Genomic DNA, 14,958 nt, shown 5'->3' on the forward strand with positions numbered 1-14,958 from the left:
GTTTTAAAACGAGAATTTTGGCTAAAATAACAGCTCTAACCTCGATTCAATACATCAACAAATTCGTGTATCAAAGAAATATCAACAATATTAAAATTCAGATTACATAATTTCACCCAACGAGTTAATTTAGAAAAAACCTGGTGAATGCCGGTAAGCTTTAATGCTTGCCGGCTTTTTTTATTTAAATCAGGCATAATTTTAATGTTGTTGTCTCAAAAACTGTTAGCCCAAATAAATATCATCAATCAAATTTTATGAAAGCAACCTGGAACCATCAAGTGATCGCAGAAAGCGACGAAACAATTGTGGTAGAAAATAATCATTACTTCCCTGTGCAGTCTGTAAACCAGGAGTATTTAATTCCTTCGGCTACGCATACGACTTGTCCATGGAAAGGCGAAGCTTCTTATTATACGCTGGAAGTGGACGGACGGTCGAATCCTGACGCGGCCTGGTACTATCCTGAACCAAAAGAAGAAGCAAAAAATATTCAAAACTATATCGCCTTTTGGAAAGGTGTTCAAATAGGAGCCTGATCCCAGTCGATATGCAAAAGTATGACGCAATTGTAATTGGTTCCGGCCAGGCGGGAACTCCTTTATCTAAAAAACTTGCAGAATCAGGATTAAAAACGGCGTTGATTGAAAAACGTTGGGTAGGAGGGACTTGCGTTAATGACGGCTGTTCGCCGACAAAAACCATGGTGGCCTCTGCTAAGTTGGCCTGGTCGGTCGCAAATAGTGAAAAACTTGGTATTCATGTCGGCGGTTATACTGTTGATTTTCATGAAATTCTGGATCGGAAAAATGAGGTTGTAAACCGCATGAGGGGAAATTCTGAAAAGGGAATCAAAAAAACGGAGAATCTGGATCTGATATATGGAACAGCCGTTTTTACCGGTCCAAAAGAAATCACAGTTAAGCTGAATGACGGCGGCGAACAAACATTATCAGCAGATAAATTTTTTATTAATGTAGGTGAAAAACCATCCATTCCGGAAATTGAAGGCATTGATACCATCAACTATCTTACGTCAACTTCCATTATGGAGCTTGACGAAATTCCGGAACATCTGACCATTATCGGAAGTGGGTATATCGCTTTGGAGTTTGGTCAAATGTTTCGCCGTTTCGGAAGCAAAGTTACGATACTGGAACAATCCGAGCGTATTTTACGTCATGAGGATGAAGATATTGCGGGAGAAATTGTTAAAATATTTTCGGAAGAAGATATCGAAATCATCACGGATTGTAAAGTTGAGCTGATTAAAAAGGAAGGTGATACGATCAATCTTTTTCTAAGCGCTGACGAAAAACCTGTAAATATTTCCTGTACTCACGTTTTGATAGGTGCCGGCCGTAAACCGCAAACTGCGGATCTTGGGCTGGACGTTGCAGGGGTTGATGTCAATGAAAAAGGATATGTAAAGGTTAACGATAAACTTGAAACATCCGCAGAAGGAATTTACGCTTTGGGTGATGTTAAAGGCGGGCCGGCTTTTACCCATATCGCTTATGATGATTACCGTGTCATTAGAAAAAATATTATAGAAAATGGCAACGAATCCATCAAGGATCGTCTCGTTCCTTATTGCATGTTCATCGATCCGCAGCTTGGCCGCGTAGGTATAACGGAACAAGAGGCGAAGGAGAGCGGAAAAGATGTTTTGGTAGCGACCATGCCAAATTCAAGTGTGGCGAGGTCCATCGAAACGGGCGATACTCGCGGAATGATGAAGGCTGTCATAGATAAAGCAACAGGGAAAATTCTCGGAGCTTCTATATTGGCAGAGGAAGGCGGAGAAATCATAAGCATCGTTCAGATGGCCATGATGGGAGGAATTACCTATCAGCAGTTAAAAGAAGGTGTTTTTGCACATCCAACTTATTCTGAATCGCTCAACAATTTATTTATGACGCTTGATAAATAATTTTTGTGCTGTGATGTTGGCTGAGGTGTGATTTGTTTTTTGAGACAGTAGTAACCGATACTAAGCCAGATGATCATTGCCAGAAATGTCAGTAAGGAATTTAATGGAATCAAGGCAGTTAATAATATTTCCTTTGAAGTAAAAGAAGGTCAGACGCTGGTTTTTCTGGGAACCAGCGGCTGTGGAAAAACGACAACCTTGAAAATTCTTAACCGGCTGATTGAACCATCCGATGGAGAAATTACGATTAATGGTAAGAATATTTTGTCTCTTCAACCGGAAATTTTACGACGTAGTATCGGTTACGTTTCTCAAAATAATGGCCTTTTTCCGCATTATACCGTTGCAGAAAATATAGCAATCGTCCCCAATTTATTGAAATGGGACAAAGTAAGAACCAGCGAAAGATCCAATATTTTACTGGATCAGCTGAAACTTCCGGTCACTGAATATGCCAACAAATATCCTGACGAATTAAGCGGAGGGCAAAAGCAGCGCGTTGCTCTTGCAAGGGCTCTTGTTTCTGATCCTCCGGTTTTATTAATGGACGAACCGTTTGGCGCACTCGATCCAATTACAAGAGCAAATGTCAGAAAGGAGTTTCTGGAATTGCCGGAATTGAAAAGTAAAACAATTGTTCTGGTAACGCACGACGTTCAGGAAGCTTTTGAATTGGGAGATCAGATTTGTCTGATGGACAAAGGAATTATTGTTCAGACAGGTTCTCCGGAAGAACTGATTTTTAAACCTATTAATGAATTTACAAGGAATTTTTTCAGCCACCAACGTTTGCAGCTCGAATTAGGCGCTCTGAAATTTAGTAGTATTTGGGAATCTCTTACGGATGCTTCATCTTCATCAAAACCTTCTTTGAACAGTAATCAGAGTCTGTGGGAAGGTATGGAAATGCTTTCTGAAAAAAACGAGGAAACACTTGTTGTCAGAAACTCAGAGGATAACTCTTACAAGGAGGTTTCAATACAGACAATCCAGTCTGTCTATCTTGAAAATAAAAGAAACCGATGAACGAGCAACTGAATTTGGGGCAGTTTATGTTGCAGCAGTCAGGCAAATTGTTGGATCAAACCATCGCACATATTGGTCTGACTTGTATCTCGTTGCTCATTGCCGTGGCTGTTGGATTACCACTTGGAATCTGGATTGCCGATAAAAAACGGGCTGCCTGGTTTGTTCTTGGAGTCGCCGGAATTCTACAAACTATTCCCAGTATTGCTTTGCTTGGTTTTATGATTCCACTATTGGGAATTGGCGCTTTACCGGCTATTGCGGCACTTTTTCTTTACGCATTGTTGCCTGTTATACGAAATACATACACCGGTATTACAGGCGTGGACCCAGCCATCACGGAATCTGCGCGTGGAATGGGAATGAATAAATGGCAGATATTATTCCAGGTCGAAATACCGTTGGCGATGCCGGTAATTCTGGCGGGAATCCGGACAGCGACGGTAATTAATGTCGGTGTGGCGACGCTTGCTGCTTACATTGCGGCTGGTGGTTTGGGTGAATTTATCTTCGGCGGAATTGCTTTGAATAATACGAACATGATTCTGGCAGGAGCCATTCCTGCGGCATTGCTCGCGATTTTACTTGATTTTCTACTCTCACTTTTTCAAAAAGCAAACCTGAAAAAAATGAGGAAAGTAACGCTGATCTTGCCGGTACTGCTCATTTTATTCTCGTCTTTTTATATCATCCCCTATACATCTGAAAAAATATTGGCCGGTTTCACGCCTGAATTTATGGGGCGGGAAGACGGATATCTTGGACTGAAATCGAAGTATAAACTTGATATTTCTACCGTGGTGATCAGTGATGCGGTGATGTATAAAGCGGCATTCGAAAACAAACTGGATGTAATCAGCGGATATAGTACGGATGGTCGGTTAAAGGCTTATGATCTGGTTACGCTCGAAGATGATAAAACAATTTTTCCACCTTACTATGCGGCTCCGCTCGTTCGTCAGGATGTTCTCCAAAAACACCCGGAATTACAGCCAGCTTTGGATATTCTGTCGGGCGTAATCAATGACTCCATCATGACAGAGTTGAATTACCGTGTTGATTATCAGAAACAATTGCCCGAGAAAGTTGCGCTCGATTTTATGCTGGAAAAGGGATTGTATAAGAAGCCGCAAACTGGTCCGGAAGCAGGTATTATTCGTTTAGGGTCAAAAATATTTGCTGAGCAATATATCCTGATCAACATGTATAAAATGCTGATCGAAGGAAACACAAAACTTAAAGTTGTAACCCGAACAGGTCTTGGCGGAACAAAAATTTGTTTTGATGCATTAACCAATAATGAGATCGATATGTACCCGGAATATACCGGCACCGGACTTCTCGTTATTTTAAAACCTGACAAAAAAACGCTGGACCCGATTATTGGAAACCGTGAGAAAGTATTTGATTTTGTTCAAAAAGAGTTTTCTGATCAGTACAAATTGAGCTGGCTAAAACCGATTGGGTTTAATAACGCCTACGCTTTGATGATGCGGAGAAGTCAGGCACAATCCTTGCGTATTAAGACTATTTCAGATTTAAAAAATTATTTGTCTAATGAGAACCACCAACATTAGGGAAAGATATAACCTCGTCAGAAAGTATACTGAACAGATTTGTCAACCTCTCGAAACGGAAGATTATGTACCACAGCCGGTTCCGTTTGTAAGTCCTCCAAAATGGCATCTAGCGCACTCAACATGGTTTTTTGAAACATTCATCTTGAAAAATCACGTCGAAGACTACAAGGTTTTCGATGAAACCTTCAACTATTTATTCAACAGTTATTACAACAATGTCGGCGACCGCGTCCTGAGAACGGATAGGGGAAATATTACGCGCCCGAAGGTATCGTATGTGTACGCATATCGCAAATATGTGGATGAGTTTATGAACATTCTGCTGGCCACGCTGGATGACGAAAAGGCTTTGACGCTGATTGAGTTAGGTTTGCACCACGAGCAGCAGCATCAGGAATTGCTGGTGACAGATATCAAATATATTTTAGGACATAACCCAACTTTTCCGGTGTATGATCCTGATCATAATCTCGTTGATGATGTGAATTCAGAAACAGGTTTTGTTCAAATCAATGAAGGCATTTACGAGGTCGGATATCAGGGAGACGGATTTTGTTTCGATAATGAACAAGGCCGGCATAAGGTTTATGCCCAGAATTTTGAGATCAGTAAGTCGCTGGTTACCAACGAAGAGTTTATAGAATTCATAGATGCTGGTGGTTATCAGGATTTTAATTTGTGGCTGGACGAGGGCTGGTCCTGGGTGAATGAAAACCAGATCGATTCTCCGATGTACTGGCATAAGATCAATGGCGAGTGGCATTATTTTACGTTGGGAGGTTTGCAGAAATTGAACCCGAAGGCGATGCTTTGCCATGTCAGTTATTATGAGGCCTGGGCTTATGCACAATGGAAAGAAATGCGACTGCCGACAGAATTTGAATGGGAAATCGCATCATATCATTTTGCCTGGGGAAAAAGGTGGGAATGGACGAACAGCGCTTATCTGGCCTATCCGAATTTTACCAAGGCAAAAGGAGCTGTCGGAGAATATAATGGAAAATTCATGATCAATACCATGGTGTTGCGTGGAGCGTCAGTGGCCACTTCGCCGGACCATAGTAGAAATACATATCGTAACTTTTTTCACACCGACGAACGCTGGCAATATACCGGAATACGATTGGTGAAATAGCTGTTGGCGATTAGGCATTAGCTGTTAGCTATTCCTAATTACCAACAGCTAATACCTAACCATCAACAAACTTAAAAAATGGAAATCACAACCGTAAGTGCTATATCAACTTTTGAACAGGATATTGACGAAGGGCTGACAGCACCTTTTAAAACCATATCTTCAAAATATTTTTACGATGATCTTGGCAGCGTCATTTTTCAGGATATTATGAAAATGCCTGAATATTATCCGACACCCTGCGAATTTGAGATTTTGTCATTGCAGGGAGAAGATATTCTCAGAAAATTAAACTTTGAGGAACCTTTTAATATCATAGAATTTGGTGCCGGAGATGGTATCAAAACTCGTCAGTTACTAAAAAAACTGATTGAAAAACAGGTGGATTTTACCTACGTCCCTATCGATATTTCTCAGAAAGCGATTGATGAGCTGGAAGCCAATATGCTTGACTATTTACCGGGATTAAAAATTAAATCGCTTGTTGGCAACTATTTCACCATGATGGAGGAGTTGTTCTCATTGGAGGAGCCGGGATTATTTTTGTTTCTGGGCAGTAATATCGGGAATTACCAGGATCAGGAAGCCAATGATTTGCTTGGACAATTTCACCAGCATATGAAAACGGGTGACAAGCTGCTGATCGGTTTCGATCTTCAAAAAAATCCTGCCGTAATTCGGGATGCCTATAATGATAGTCAGGGAATTACGAAAGCGTTTAACATGAACTTGTTGCAGCGGATAAACAACGAACTGGGCGGAAATTTCAGGAAAGAATTTTTTGATTTTTATTCTCATTACAATCCGGTAAACGGTGAGGTGAGAAGTTATTTGGTGAGTTTAAAACAGCAGGATGTTTATATTGCAAATTTAGATAAGTCTTACGCTTTCCTACAAAATGAGCTGATATGGACAGAGTTGTCTAAAAAATATTCGCTTTTAGAAATAGAAAATCTTGCCAGCAATAATGGCTTTGAACTGATTGAAAATTTTCTGGATTGCAAGCATTATTTTACCGATAGTTTATGGACTAAATAAGGAAATTCTTTGTATCGATTATTTTGGGCTTTGCTTTACGGCAAGGCCTTTTGTATTTAAAATAGTTTGTAACCAAAATTTACACAAACAGCTTGTGACAGATTGTTTAATTTTGGTGTTATGCAAATTACAAGACTCGTTTCGCTTAAAAGTAAACCAAATCCTAAATTTCGATCGTCATGAAGGAAGTCGCCACAAAAGAGGTCACAGTACAAGATTTAAAGGTTATTGAAGCTTTAAAAGATGTGCCTGACGAGCAGCTGCAATGGTTTATTGATGAAAGTGAACACCGGATTTTTGAAGAAGGCGAATTTTTTGGGAAGATCAACGATCCAATTGTTTATACGCATATTATCCTTCGCGGGCGTGTTGAATTTTACAGGATGCAAAATAATCAAAAACTTTCTGTATCAGACGTAGGAGAGGGCTCAATTACTGGTCTGTTACCATTTTCCCGTGCTAAAAACTTCTTTGCAAACGCGGTCTGTCTTGAAGAAACGGAGGTTATTTCGTTGTCGAAAGACAAAATGAGAGATCTCATTCAGCTCAACTATGAACTGACCCAGGTTTTTGTCCACGTGATGGCCTCGCGAATCAAAGAGTTTACAGAGCGTGAACAGCAAAGCGAGAAAATGATGGCACTGGGGAAACTTTCAGCCGGGCTTGCACATGAGCTCAACAATCCGGCAGCGGCGATCGTTCGTGGCTCTGCCTCGCTTGAAAAACATCTGCAATGTCTGCCAGATGCTTTTAAACAATTGATTTCTATCCGATTGGATACCGCTGATATCGAAAGTGTCAATAGCAAAATTCATAAAGCACTGGATAACAAGGAACGTCCTGTGCTGAATATGATGGAACGTGCAGACAAAGAGGATGAAATTTCTGACTGGCTGGATTCGCAGGAGGGAATAAATAACGTCTATGACATGGCCGAAAATTTTGTAGAATTTGGTCTTTCTATTGAAGATCTGGAAGAGATTAAAACGTATATTCCCGAAGGCAAATTATCTCCGTTGCTGATATGGATTAATAATAGTTTTACCACAGAACGGATGGTGTCGGAAATTGGGCTGGCGTCAAAAAGGATTTCGGAACTTGTCAGTTCAGTAAAAACTTTTACGCACATGGATGGCGGTGGCGACAAAGTATTTGCTGATATCCGTACGGGTATAAGAAATACGATGATCATGCTCAATTATAAAATCAAAAAGGCGAATGTGACTGTCATTGAAGATTATGATGAAAGTCTCCCGCCGGTTAAAGCCATGATTGGTGAGTTAAATCAGGTATGGACGAATTTGATCGACAACGCTACGGATGCTTTGGAAGGAAGAGAAAATCCGGTACTGACATTGAAGACAAGACGCGACAGAGAATTCGTATGTGTTTCAGTAATTGATAATGGTGCAGGAATTCCGGATGATATCCGGAAAAAAATATTTGATCCGTTTTTTACAACAAAAAAAATCGGTCAGGGAACTGGTTTGGGACTTGATGTAGTTACCAGAATTGTAAAGCAGCACAAAGGGACAATCTCCGTCGACTCCGTTCCTGGAAGAACTGAGTTTGTGGTTTGTTTTCCAATCAACGGATAATTAGCTTTAAATAGAAAAAAGACGATATATGGGTTTGCCGATTATTTTTTCAATTGATGATGATGCGCAGGTTCTGAGAGCCATCACCCGCGACCTAAAAACGAAGTATCGGGATACTTACCGGGTTTTGAGCACGTCGTCTGTAAAGGAAGCTTTGGAGAGTTTGCTTGATTTGCAAAATAAAGGCGAAGAAGTTGCCATTTTCATATCGGATCAGCGAATGCCGGAAATGCAAGGTGTTGACTTTTTACAAAAAGCGAAGAAAATTTTTCCGGATGCTAAACGGGTTTTGCTGACTGCCTATTCGGATACCGACGCGGCGATCAAGGCGATTAACGATGTGCAGCTGGATTATTACCTGATGAAACCGTGGGATCCTCCTGAGGAAAAATTATATCCGGCAATTGATGATTTATTGAACGACTGGCAGGCAGATTATCGCCCTGATTTCAAAGGCCTTAAAGTGTTAGGTTATCAGTTTTCGCCAAAATCGCATCAGATAAAAGATTTCCTTTATGGTAATTTGATTCCCTATTCCTGGATGGATATCGAGTCAAGTGAGCAGGGGAAGCAGATTTGTTCTACCAATAATTTTGAAACCGCGGATTTTCCGGTTGTCATATTTGAAGATGGCTCGCTGCTTAAAAATCCTTCTGTACTTGAAATTGCTTCAAGAATCGGATTGAACGCGACGGTTAAACAGCAGATTTATGATGTTATCATTATAGGGGCCGGACCAGCTGGTTTGGCAGCTTCCGTATATGGGGCTTCGGAAGGACTCAGTACTTTGCTGATTGAAAGAAGAGCGCCGGGCGGACAAGCCGGAACGAGTTCAAGAATTGAGAATTATCTTGGATTTCCATCTGGTCTGAGCGGTGCAGATCTCGCCCGCAGAGCGGTCACCCAGGCGACACGATTTGGTACGGAAATTCTTTCGCCTCAGTCGGTAAAAGAGATTAAAGTGAAGGACAAGTATAAAACCATTGTGCTGGAAGACGATACTGAAATTAATGCAAAAGCGGTTGTTATAACGACGGGTGTTGATTATCGTAAATTGGAAACCAAAGGTATCGAGGATTTTACCGGAAAGGGAATCTATTATGGTGCCGCCAATACGGAAGCCACTTCCTGCGGAAATAAGGAAGTTTATATTCTTGGTGGTGGAAATTCGGCAGGACAAGCGGCGATGTATTTGTCTAAATTTGCGAAACACGTCTATATTCTGGTGCGTAAAAATGACCTGAGCTCATCCATGTCTTCATACCTGATCGATCAGCTTTCCACGACAGAAAATGTTCAGATTTTGGGTTGTACTGAAATTGTTGAGGCTTGCGGAAATGGTCATTTGCAGGGTTTGAAACTGGTTGATTTGAATACAAGCGAACAGCGTTCGGTTTCAGCCGATGCTTTATTTATTTTTATAGGTGCAAAGCCATATACAGACTGGATTGGCCTTGAAATTATTAAAAATAAAAAAGGATTTATCGAAACGGGCCGTGAAATGAATAACTACGGTGAGTTCAAAAAAGTCTGGAAAGCTGACCGCGATCCGTACCTTTTGGAAACAAGTTCTCCGGGTATTTTCGCCGCCGGCGATGTACGTGCAGGTGCTATGAACCGTGTCACTTCTGCGGTTGGAGAAGGTTCTATGTCAATCAGTTTGGTTCATCAATATTTAAGCGAAATATAATGGCAGATCAGATATGCAGTCATATCAGTGCGATCACTGAAATTAAAACCGCGCAAAAGCGTGAGTGTACAGAATGTGTAAAAACGGGCGGGAAATGGGTGCATCTGCGCACCTGCCAGACTTGTGGGATAACGCTTTGCTGCGATGATTCACCATCAACTCATATGACCAAACATAACCACGCGACCGGCCATCCGGTAATAAATTCAGCTGAGCCTGGTGAGTATTGGCTGTGGTGTTATGAAGATGAATCATTTGCGGAATATAATTAAGCATTAAATACAAAAGAGGGCTGAATAATCTAAATATTCAGCCCTTTCTATAATCCCGAAGGGATGAAATTATTATAGAAAGAACATTAATGCTCCACAACCGAAACCCTGAGAGGGTGACATAGAGTAGCTACGAAACTGCTGCTACAACAACCCAAGCAAATCACTTTTGCTTAACGATTTCAAAATCGAAGTATCCGTTTTTACTATATCGTTAGCAAGATCTCTTTTTGAATCCTGCATTTTCATAATTTTTTCTTCCACGGTATCCGGACAGATCAAACGAACGGCAACAACATTTTTCTTTTGTCCTATACGATAACTTCTGTCAATGGCTTGATTTTCAACAGCCGGATTCCACCACGGATCGATCAGATAAACATAATCTGCCTCGGTTAAATTAAGCCCGACACCTCCCGCTTTTAAGCTGATCAGAAAAACCCTGACTTCGGGATTATTTTGAAAATTATTGACCTTCTCAGCACGATTTTTCGTTTGCCCTGTTAAATATTCGAAAGATATATTTCTTGCGACAAGCTCCTTCTTGACCAGATCCAGCATTTTTACAAACTGAGAAAACACCAAAATTTTATGCTGAGGCGCCTTGGTTTCAATTTGTTCGATCAAAACTTCAATCTTCGCCGACGAATCTCCATAATATTCCTGATCATTGATCAAAGACGGAGAGTTGCAAATTTGTCTGAGTTTTGTTAGCCCGGCAAGAATATTCATGCTGTCGCGCGACAAATCGCCTTCCTGTTTTGTAAGCAAAAAATTCCTGAATTCATTCGAATATGAATCGTAAACTTTTCGTTGTTCAGCACCCATTTCACAGTAGATCACCATTTCCGTTTTGTCCGGCAATTCTGTCGCAACCTGCTGTTTTGTTCTTCTTAAAATAAACGGATTGACTTTTTTCTGTAATTCTCTTGCGCGTTTGCTGTCTTCAAAACGGTCAATTGGAATGGCATAGTGATTTTTAAACTGAATTTTGTTTCCCAGCAAACCCGGGCACGCGAATGAAAGCTGACCGTAGAGATCAAAAGTATTATTCTCGATCGGTGTTCCTGTCAGGACAATTTTATTCCTGGAATGAAGCAACCGCGCCGCTTTGTAACGTTGTGATTCAGGATTTTTAATCGCCTGCGATTCGTCAAGAAATATGTAGTTGAAACGATAATCCTTCAAAAATTTAATATCAGAAAGTAATGTGCCGTAGGAAGTTAAAACGATCTCGTACGCATCAAACTCGTGATGACTTTTCACCCGGTTTGATCCATATACCGTATGAATTTTTATGGATGGCGCAAATTTCTGAACCTCTGCCTGCCAGTTGAAAATCAGGGACGTCGGAACGATGATCAGATTGGTATTCTGGTGACCTTTCTCTCGTTGTGATAAAATAAATGCGATCACCTGTATTGTTTTCCCCAAACCCATATCATCAGCCAGGCAGCCGCCGAAACCGAATTCATCGAGAAAATTGAGCCAGTTTAAACCTTCTTTCTGGTATTCACGCAGTGACGCGTGTAGATCTTTCGGGATTTCAACCGGCTTGATGGACTCGAAATCTGCGAATTTAGAAGCATATAACATCAGCTCATTTTTCACTGGCTGACTTAAAACCTCGTCATCATATAATTCCAAAATACCGGAAAAATTAATTTTTGGGGTACGGATTTCTTCGCCCACAACCTCGCCTGTTTCAAAATATCTGGCAAATTTTTCAATCCATTCTTCGGGTAAAATTCCATGCGTTCCGTCGCCGAGCTGAACAAATTTATTTTTATTGCGAATGGATTTATGCAGATGTCTCAGTGAAACTGTTTCCTTCCCAAACTTCACCTGAATTCGCGTATTAAACCAATCTGTTCCGCTGTTAATACTAAGTGAGACAGTGGCTTTGTTCTGATTTAACTTGTTGTTGTTTAATTCATTAAAACCTAAAATTGTTATATTCTGATTCTGCCATTCTTCGAAAGCATCAAGAAACCAGCCTTCATCCAAAAACCTGTTTTTACTTAAATAGAAATGATCCGCACCCATCTGATCATAAAAATCAGGATGTTGTCTTAATAAAGTTGCCGTAAACTGAACTTCCAGCTCTTCATCACGTTCCACTGTAAAGGGCCGCCCTTTACTGTCTGTGAAAAAAATCTGCTTTTTGGATAGAACTGGGATTTCAACATTTCCATAACGCATAACCGGCGTGATCAAAATATAATTATCCAGATCAGACAGATAAATCAATTGCTCATTTTTTCTTTCAAAACCATTTTCTTTTAATTGTTTCTGTGTTGCAGGTTTTAGGTAAGCATAGGTAACCCGGATTTTATCTTCAATTTTTGAAAGAACGGTATGATGGAATTCTTCGAATTTGCTTTCGTGGAATAGTATCTCATTGTTGTTTTGTTTGAAAAACTCAATCACGCGCAAAATGTCGGGATTCTCGATCAGATGCATGGTGTCATTAATCACGACAAAATAGCCATACCTGATTTTCAGGATTTCCAGCGCGAATGGCCTTCCATCAACAATCAGCTGTCCGGAAACTTCATGAAATTTGTCCTTCACATCAACCAGTAAGTGAAGATCAACAGGCAAATCCCGCATCTGAACGGGTATCAGCGACGCTGCCGAAATACTTTCTGAAACTTTTATGTCGTGGTAAAAGGCCGGTAATTTCAGCGGATTTTTTACGAGCGATTTTAATCCATCAATATCAGAATCTGATTTTCCGGACCGGTACTGATTTTGAAATTTAGAAACGCCGGTAAAAAATTTCAACTCTTCGGCATTTTCCAGTTTCCAAATAAAATCCAGCGGATTAATTGAAATTAACGGATTTTTCAGCTTCCCGTCTTTTGTAGTCTGTGCTTCAAAAAGTTCTACGTAAAAATGATCGTAATATTTATGCTGGCCGAAAACGACGATCATCTTTGAGACGTCTTTTGCGCCCGAGGTTTTTGGCAAAAGCGGGTTTTGCTTAGGAATCAGAATTTCTTTCAGATAGGTTTTTGTAGTATCATTTACCGCAAAAAGCTGTTTTAATTTTGGTTTTATTTCAACGGATTTATTCGCATGTTCCAGCCTGAAATATTCATCCAGATTTGGCTCATTTTCCAGCCCATAATCAATCGCAATAAGTCTTACCTGCGCGAGCCGGAGCTTTTTGTCGAAAAAAATACGCAGATCTTTCCGATCCATTATGTTATATAAAACCTGAACCTGATGCTCACAAGGCATCTTTTTCTCCGCGCCACAGGGGCAGGAAAGTATTACCGAATTATCAGATTGTTTGACTGAAACGATCAGGTCCATTGCCGGAGACGGAATGGAAAATGTGCCGAAATTGATTTCAATAACCTTCGGCAAAATGTCGAAAAAACCTCTCCGACCTGTTTCTGCAAGCGAAGAACTATACTTTAAAAGGAAAGCATGGTCCAGGGCGGAAATATTGAAATTCTCAAAAATATATTCGTTCCGATGATATTTTAATTCATTGACCCGCTCGATTATACCCGGTTTTTTCAGCATTCTTTTTTCGTTTCCTCAAATTATTTAAGACTGGAAAGCTATCTCCAATGGTCGAAATTAAGTTTATTTGAAGAAAATATAAGCAAGCTAAAAGTGTTATTATATTAAAGAAGCATCGAGATCGGGTGCTGTTTTCTTACTATTTCCTATCTAAAACAGACCGTTAAAGTCAGATCGGCCGAAGTATTACAGTAAATTCCAGTTATGAGAAAACTTAATTATAGCCATTTTTTTTATTTGTTAACATCTTTCCTCCTCACAATATGTACATTTTCTTATAGTCAACAAACAGTTACAGATAGCGTGGCCGTGGCAGATTCCGCAACGCTGGCGCCGATTCAAAAAGATAGCATTGTGGCCCCACCAATTCTTTTCAAACTTGATACAATAACGTACCGATTTATTGGAGATGGAAATTTCACAAGCGGTAATGTGAATCGCAGTTTAATGGTGCTCCGGGCAGAAATTATTACGAGTGGTCCCGTATTGTCGATTGCTACAAATCCGCGTTTTACCTATGGCAAGCAAAACGGAATTTTGGCCGAGCGGGACTCTTATGTGGATTTGTTTGTCGATGTTTTCAAAAAACGAAAAACGTATGTGTTTGGGCTGGGGACTTTGGAAACGAGTAATCTTCGTGGAATTACAATGCGGATCATGGGTGGCGCTGGTATTGGTTACCGTTTGTTGAATACTGATAAAAATAAAATATTATTGACAAATGCACTTGTACACGAATCGACCAACTTTCGTGAGCTGCCTACTAAAAGCATCCAGCGAAATTCTTTCCGAGTCAAAGGAAAACATTCTTTTGCAAAAGACCGATTCAGGATCAACCATATCACTTTTGTTCAACCAGCTGTAACTGACATTTCTAATCTTCGCTGGAATACTGTGATTTCCGTAGAATTCCCAGTCAACAAATGGGTTGCGCTGAGAACGAGTTACGAAAACTCATACGAAAATCTTGTTGAAGCCGGGAGAAAAAGAAATGATTCCCGCATCACGTTCGGTGTGTCGGTTGGAAACAGACAATAGAAAATATTCTATCCTCCTAGGAGTGAAGCAGGAAATAGTATCAAATAAACGAGAACATTTCTTTTCGGGAAGTAGACCGTTAGTTATCATGTATTTAATCATTAAAATACG

Annotated in this window: 11 protein-coding genes and 1 pseudogene; 11 read left to right on the forward strand and 1 reads right to left on the reverse strand. The window is 40.4% G+C overall.

Annotated features, from left to right (window positions below):
* From L0657_RS25320 to L0657_RS25365, 10 genes and pseudogenes are all read left to right on the forward strand, one after another.
* Positions 1–110, forward strand: a pseudogene (locus L0657_RS25320) (IS982 family transposase); the annotation flags it as partial.
* A gap of 147 nt (positions 111–257) precedes the next feature.
* On the forward strand, positions 258–539 hold the full coding sequence (locus L0657_RS25325; protein ID WP_235153582.1) for a DUF427 domain-containing protein: 282 nt from the start codon (positions 258–260) through the stop codon (positions 537–539).
* A gap of 11 nt (positions 540–550) precedes the next feature.
* Positions 551–1,933, forward strand: coding sequence for a mercuric reductase (locus L0657_RS25330; protein ID WP_235153583.1), 1,383 nt, complete (start codon positions 551–553; stop codon positions 1,931–1,933).
* A 69-nt stretch (positions 1,934–2,002) separates the two neighbouring features.
* Positions 2,003–2,959 (forward strand): ATP-binding cassette domain-containing protein, encoded by a 957-nt coding sequence (locus L0657_RS25335; protein ID WP_310588307.1) that lies wholly within the window; start codon positions 2,003–2,005, stop codon positions 2,957–2,959.
* Positions 2,956–4,536 carry an ABC transporter permease/substrate-binding protein gene (locus L0657_RS25340; protein WP_235153584.1) on the forward strand — a complete coding sequence of 527 codons (1,581 nt, stop codon included), beginning with the start codon at positions 2,956–2,958 and terminating at the stop codon, positions 4,534–4,536. Before L0657_RS25335 ends, L0657_RS25340 begins: the two co-directional genes overlap by 4 nt.
* Complete coding sequence (gene egtB / locus L0657_RS25345; RefSeq protein WP_235153585.1) at positions 4,517–5,674, forward strand: ergothioneine biosynthesis protein EgtB; 1,158 nt, start codon at positions 4,517–4,519, stop codon at positions 5,672–5,674. Before L0657_RS25340 ends, egtB begins: the two co-directional genes overlap by 20 nt.
* Positions 5,675–5,752: 78 nt before the next feature.
* Positions 5,753–6,712 (forward strand): L-histidine N(alpha)-methyltransferase, encoded by a 960-nt coding sequence (locus L0657_RS25350; protein WP_235153586.1) that lies wholly within the window; start codon positions 5,753–5,755, stop codon positions 6,710–6,712.
* A 179-nt stretch (positions 6,713–6,891) separates the two neighbouring features.
* The gene (locus L0657_RS25355) at positions 6,892–8,310 is read left to right on the forward strand and encodes an ATP-binding protein (protein ID WP_235153587.1); all 1,419 of its coding nucleotides are present in this window, start codon (positions 6,892–6,894) and stop codon (positions 8,308–8,310) included.
* 28 nt (positions 8,311–8,338) lie between these two features.
* Positions 8,339–10,000 carry a response regulator gene (locus L0657_RS25360; protein ID WP_235153588.1) on the forward strand — a complete coding sequence of 554 codons (1,662 nt, stop codon included), beginning with the start codon at positions 8,339–8,341 and terminating at the stop codon, positions 9,998–10,000.
* On the forward strand, positions 10,000–10,272 hold the full coding sequence (locus tag L0657_RS25365; RefSeq protein ID WP_235153589.1) for a UBP-type zinc finger domain-containing protein: 273 nt from the start codon (positions 10,000–10,002) through the stop codon (positions 10,270–10,272). Before L0657_RS25360 ends, L0657_RS25365 begins: the two co-directional genes overlap by 1 nt.
* A 144-nt stretch (positions 10,273–10,416) precedes the next feature.
* On the opposite strand, the gene L0657_RS25370 is transcribed toward L0657_RS25365, so the two are convergent.
* The gene (locus L0657_RS25370) at positions 10,417–13,809 is read right to left on the reverse strand and encodes a DEAD/DEAH box helicase (RefSeq protein ID WP_235153590.1); all 3,393 of its coding nucleotides are present in this window, start codon (positions 13,807–13,809) and stop codon (positions 10,417–10,419) included.
* Positions 13,810–14,118: 309 nt separating this feature from the next.
* Here L0657_RS25370 and L0657_RS25375 point away from each other — a divergent pair, with 309 nt between their 5' ends.
* On the forward strand, positions 14,119–14,847 hold the full coding sequence (locus tag L0657_RS25375; RefSeq protein WP_235153591.1) for a DUF481 domain-containing protein: 729 nt from the start codon (positions 14,119–14,121) through the stop codon (positions 14,845–14,847).
* The last annotated feature ends 111 nt before the right edge of the window (positions 14,848–14,958 follow it).

The sequence above is a fragment of the Dyadobacter sp. CY345 genome (assembly GCF_021502725.1).
In the GTDB taxonomy this organism is placed as follows: Bacteria; Bacteroidota; Bacteroidia; order Cytophagales; family Spirosomataceae; genus Dyadobacter.

What these genes read in the sequence shown, in the direction of transcription:
- L0657_RS25350 (WP_235153586.1), top strand. Translation starts at nt 5,753, where the DNA reads ATGGAAATCACAACCGTAAGTGCTATATCAACTTTTGAACAGGATATT.
- L0657_RS25340 (WP_235153584.1), top strand. Translation starts at nt 2,956, where the DNA reads ATGAACGAGCAACTGAATTTGGGGCAGTTTATGTTGCAGCAGTCAGGC.
- L0657_RS25330 (WP_235153583.1), top strand. Translation starts at nt 551, where the DNA reads ATGCAAAAGTATGACGCAATTGTAATTGGTTCCGGCCAGGCGGGAACT.
- L0657_RS25370 (WP_235153590.1), bottom strand. Translation starts at nt 13,809, where the DNA reads ATGCTGAAAAAACCGGGTATAATCGAGCGGGTCAATGAATTAAAATAT.
- L0657_RS25335 (WP_310588307.1), top strand. Translation starts at nt 2,003, where the DNA reads ATGATCATTGCCAGAAATGTCAGTAAGGAATTTAATGGAATCAAGGCA.
- L0657_RS25360 (WP_235153588.1), top strand. Translation starts at nt 8,339, where the DNA reads ATGGGTTTGCCGATTATTTTTTCAATTGATGATGATGCGCAGGTTCTG.
- L0657_RS25365 (WP_235153589.1), top strand. Translation starts at nt 10,000, where the DNA reads ATGGCAGATCAGATATGCAGTCATATCAGTGCGATCACTGAAATTAAA.
- L0657_RS25355 (WP_235153587.1), top strand. Translation starts at nt 6,892, where the DNA reads ATGAAGGAAGTCGCCACAAAAGAGGTCACAGTACAAGATTTAAAGGTT.
- egtB (WP_235153585.1), top strand. Translation starts at nt 4,517, where the DNA reads ATGAGAACCACCAACATTAGGGAAAGATATAACCTCGTCAGAAAGTAT.
- L0657_RS25325 (WP_235153582.1), top strand. Translation starts at nt 258, where the DNA reads ATGAAAGCAACCTGGAACCATCAAGTGATCGCAGAAAGCGACGAAACA.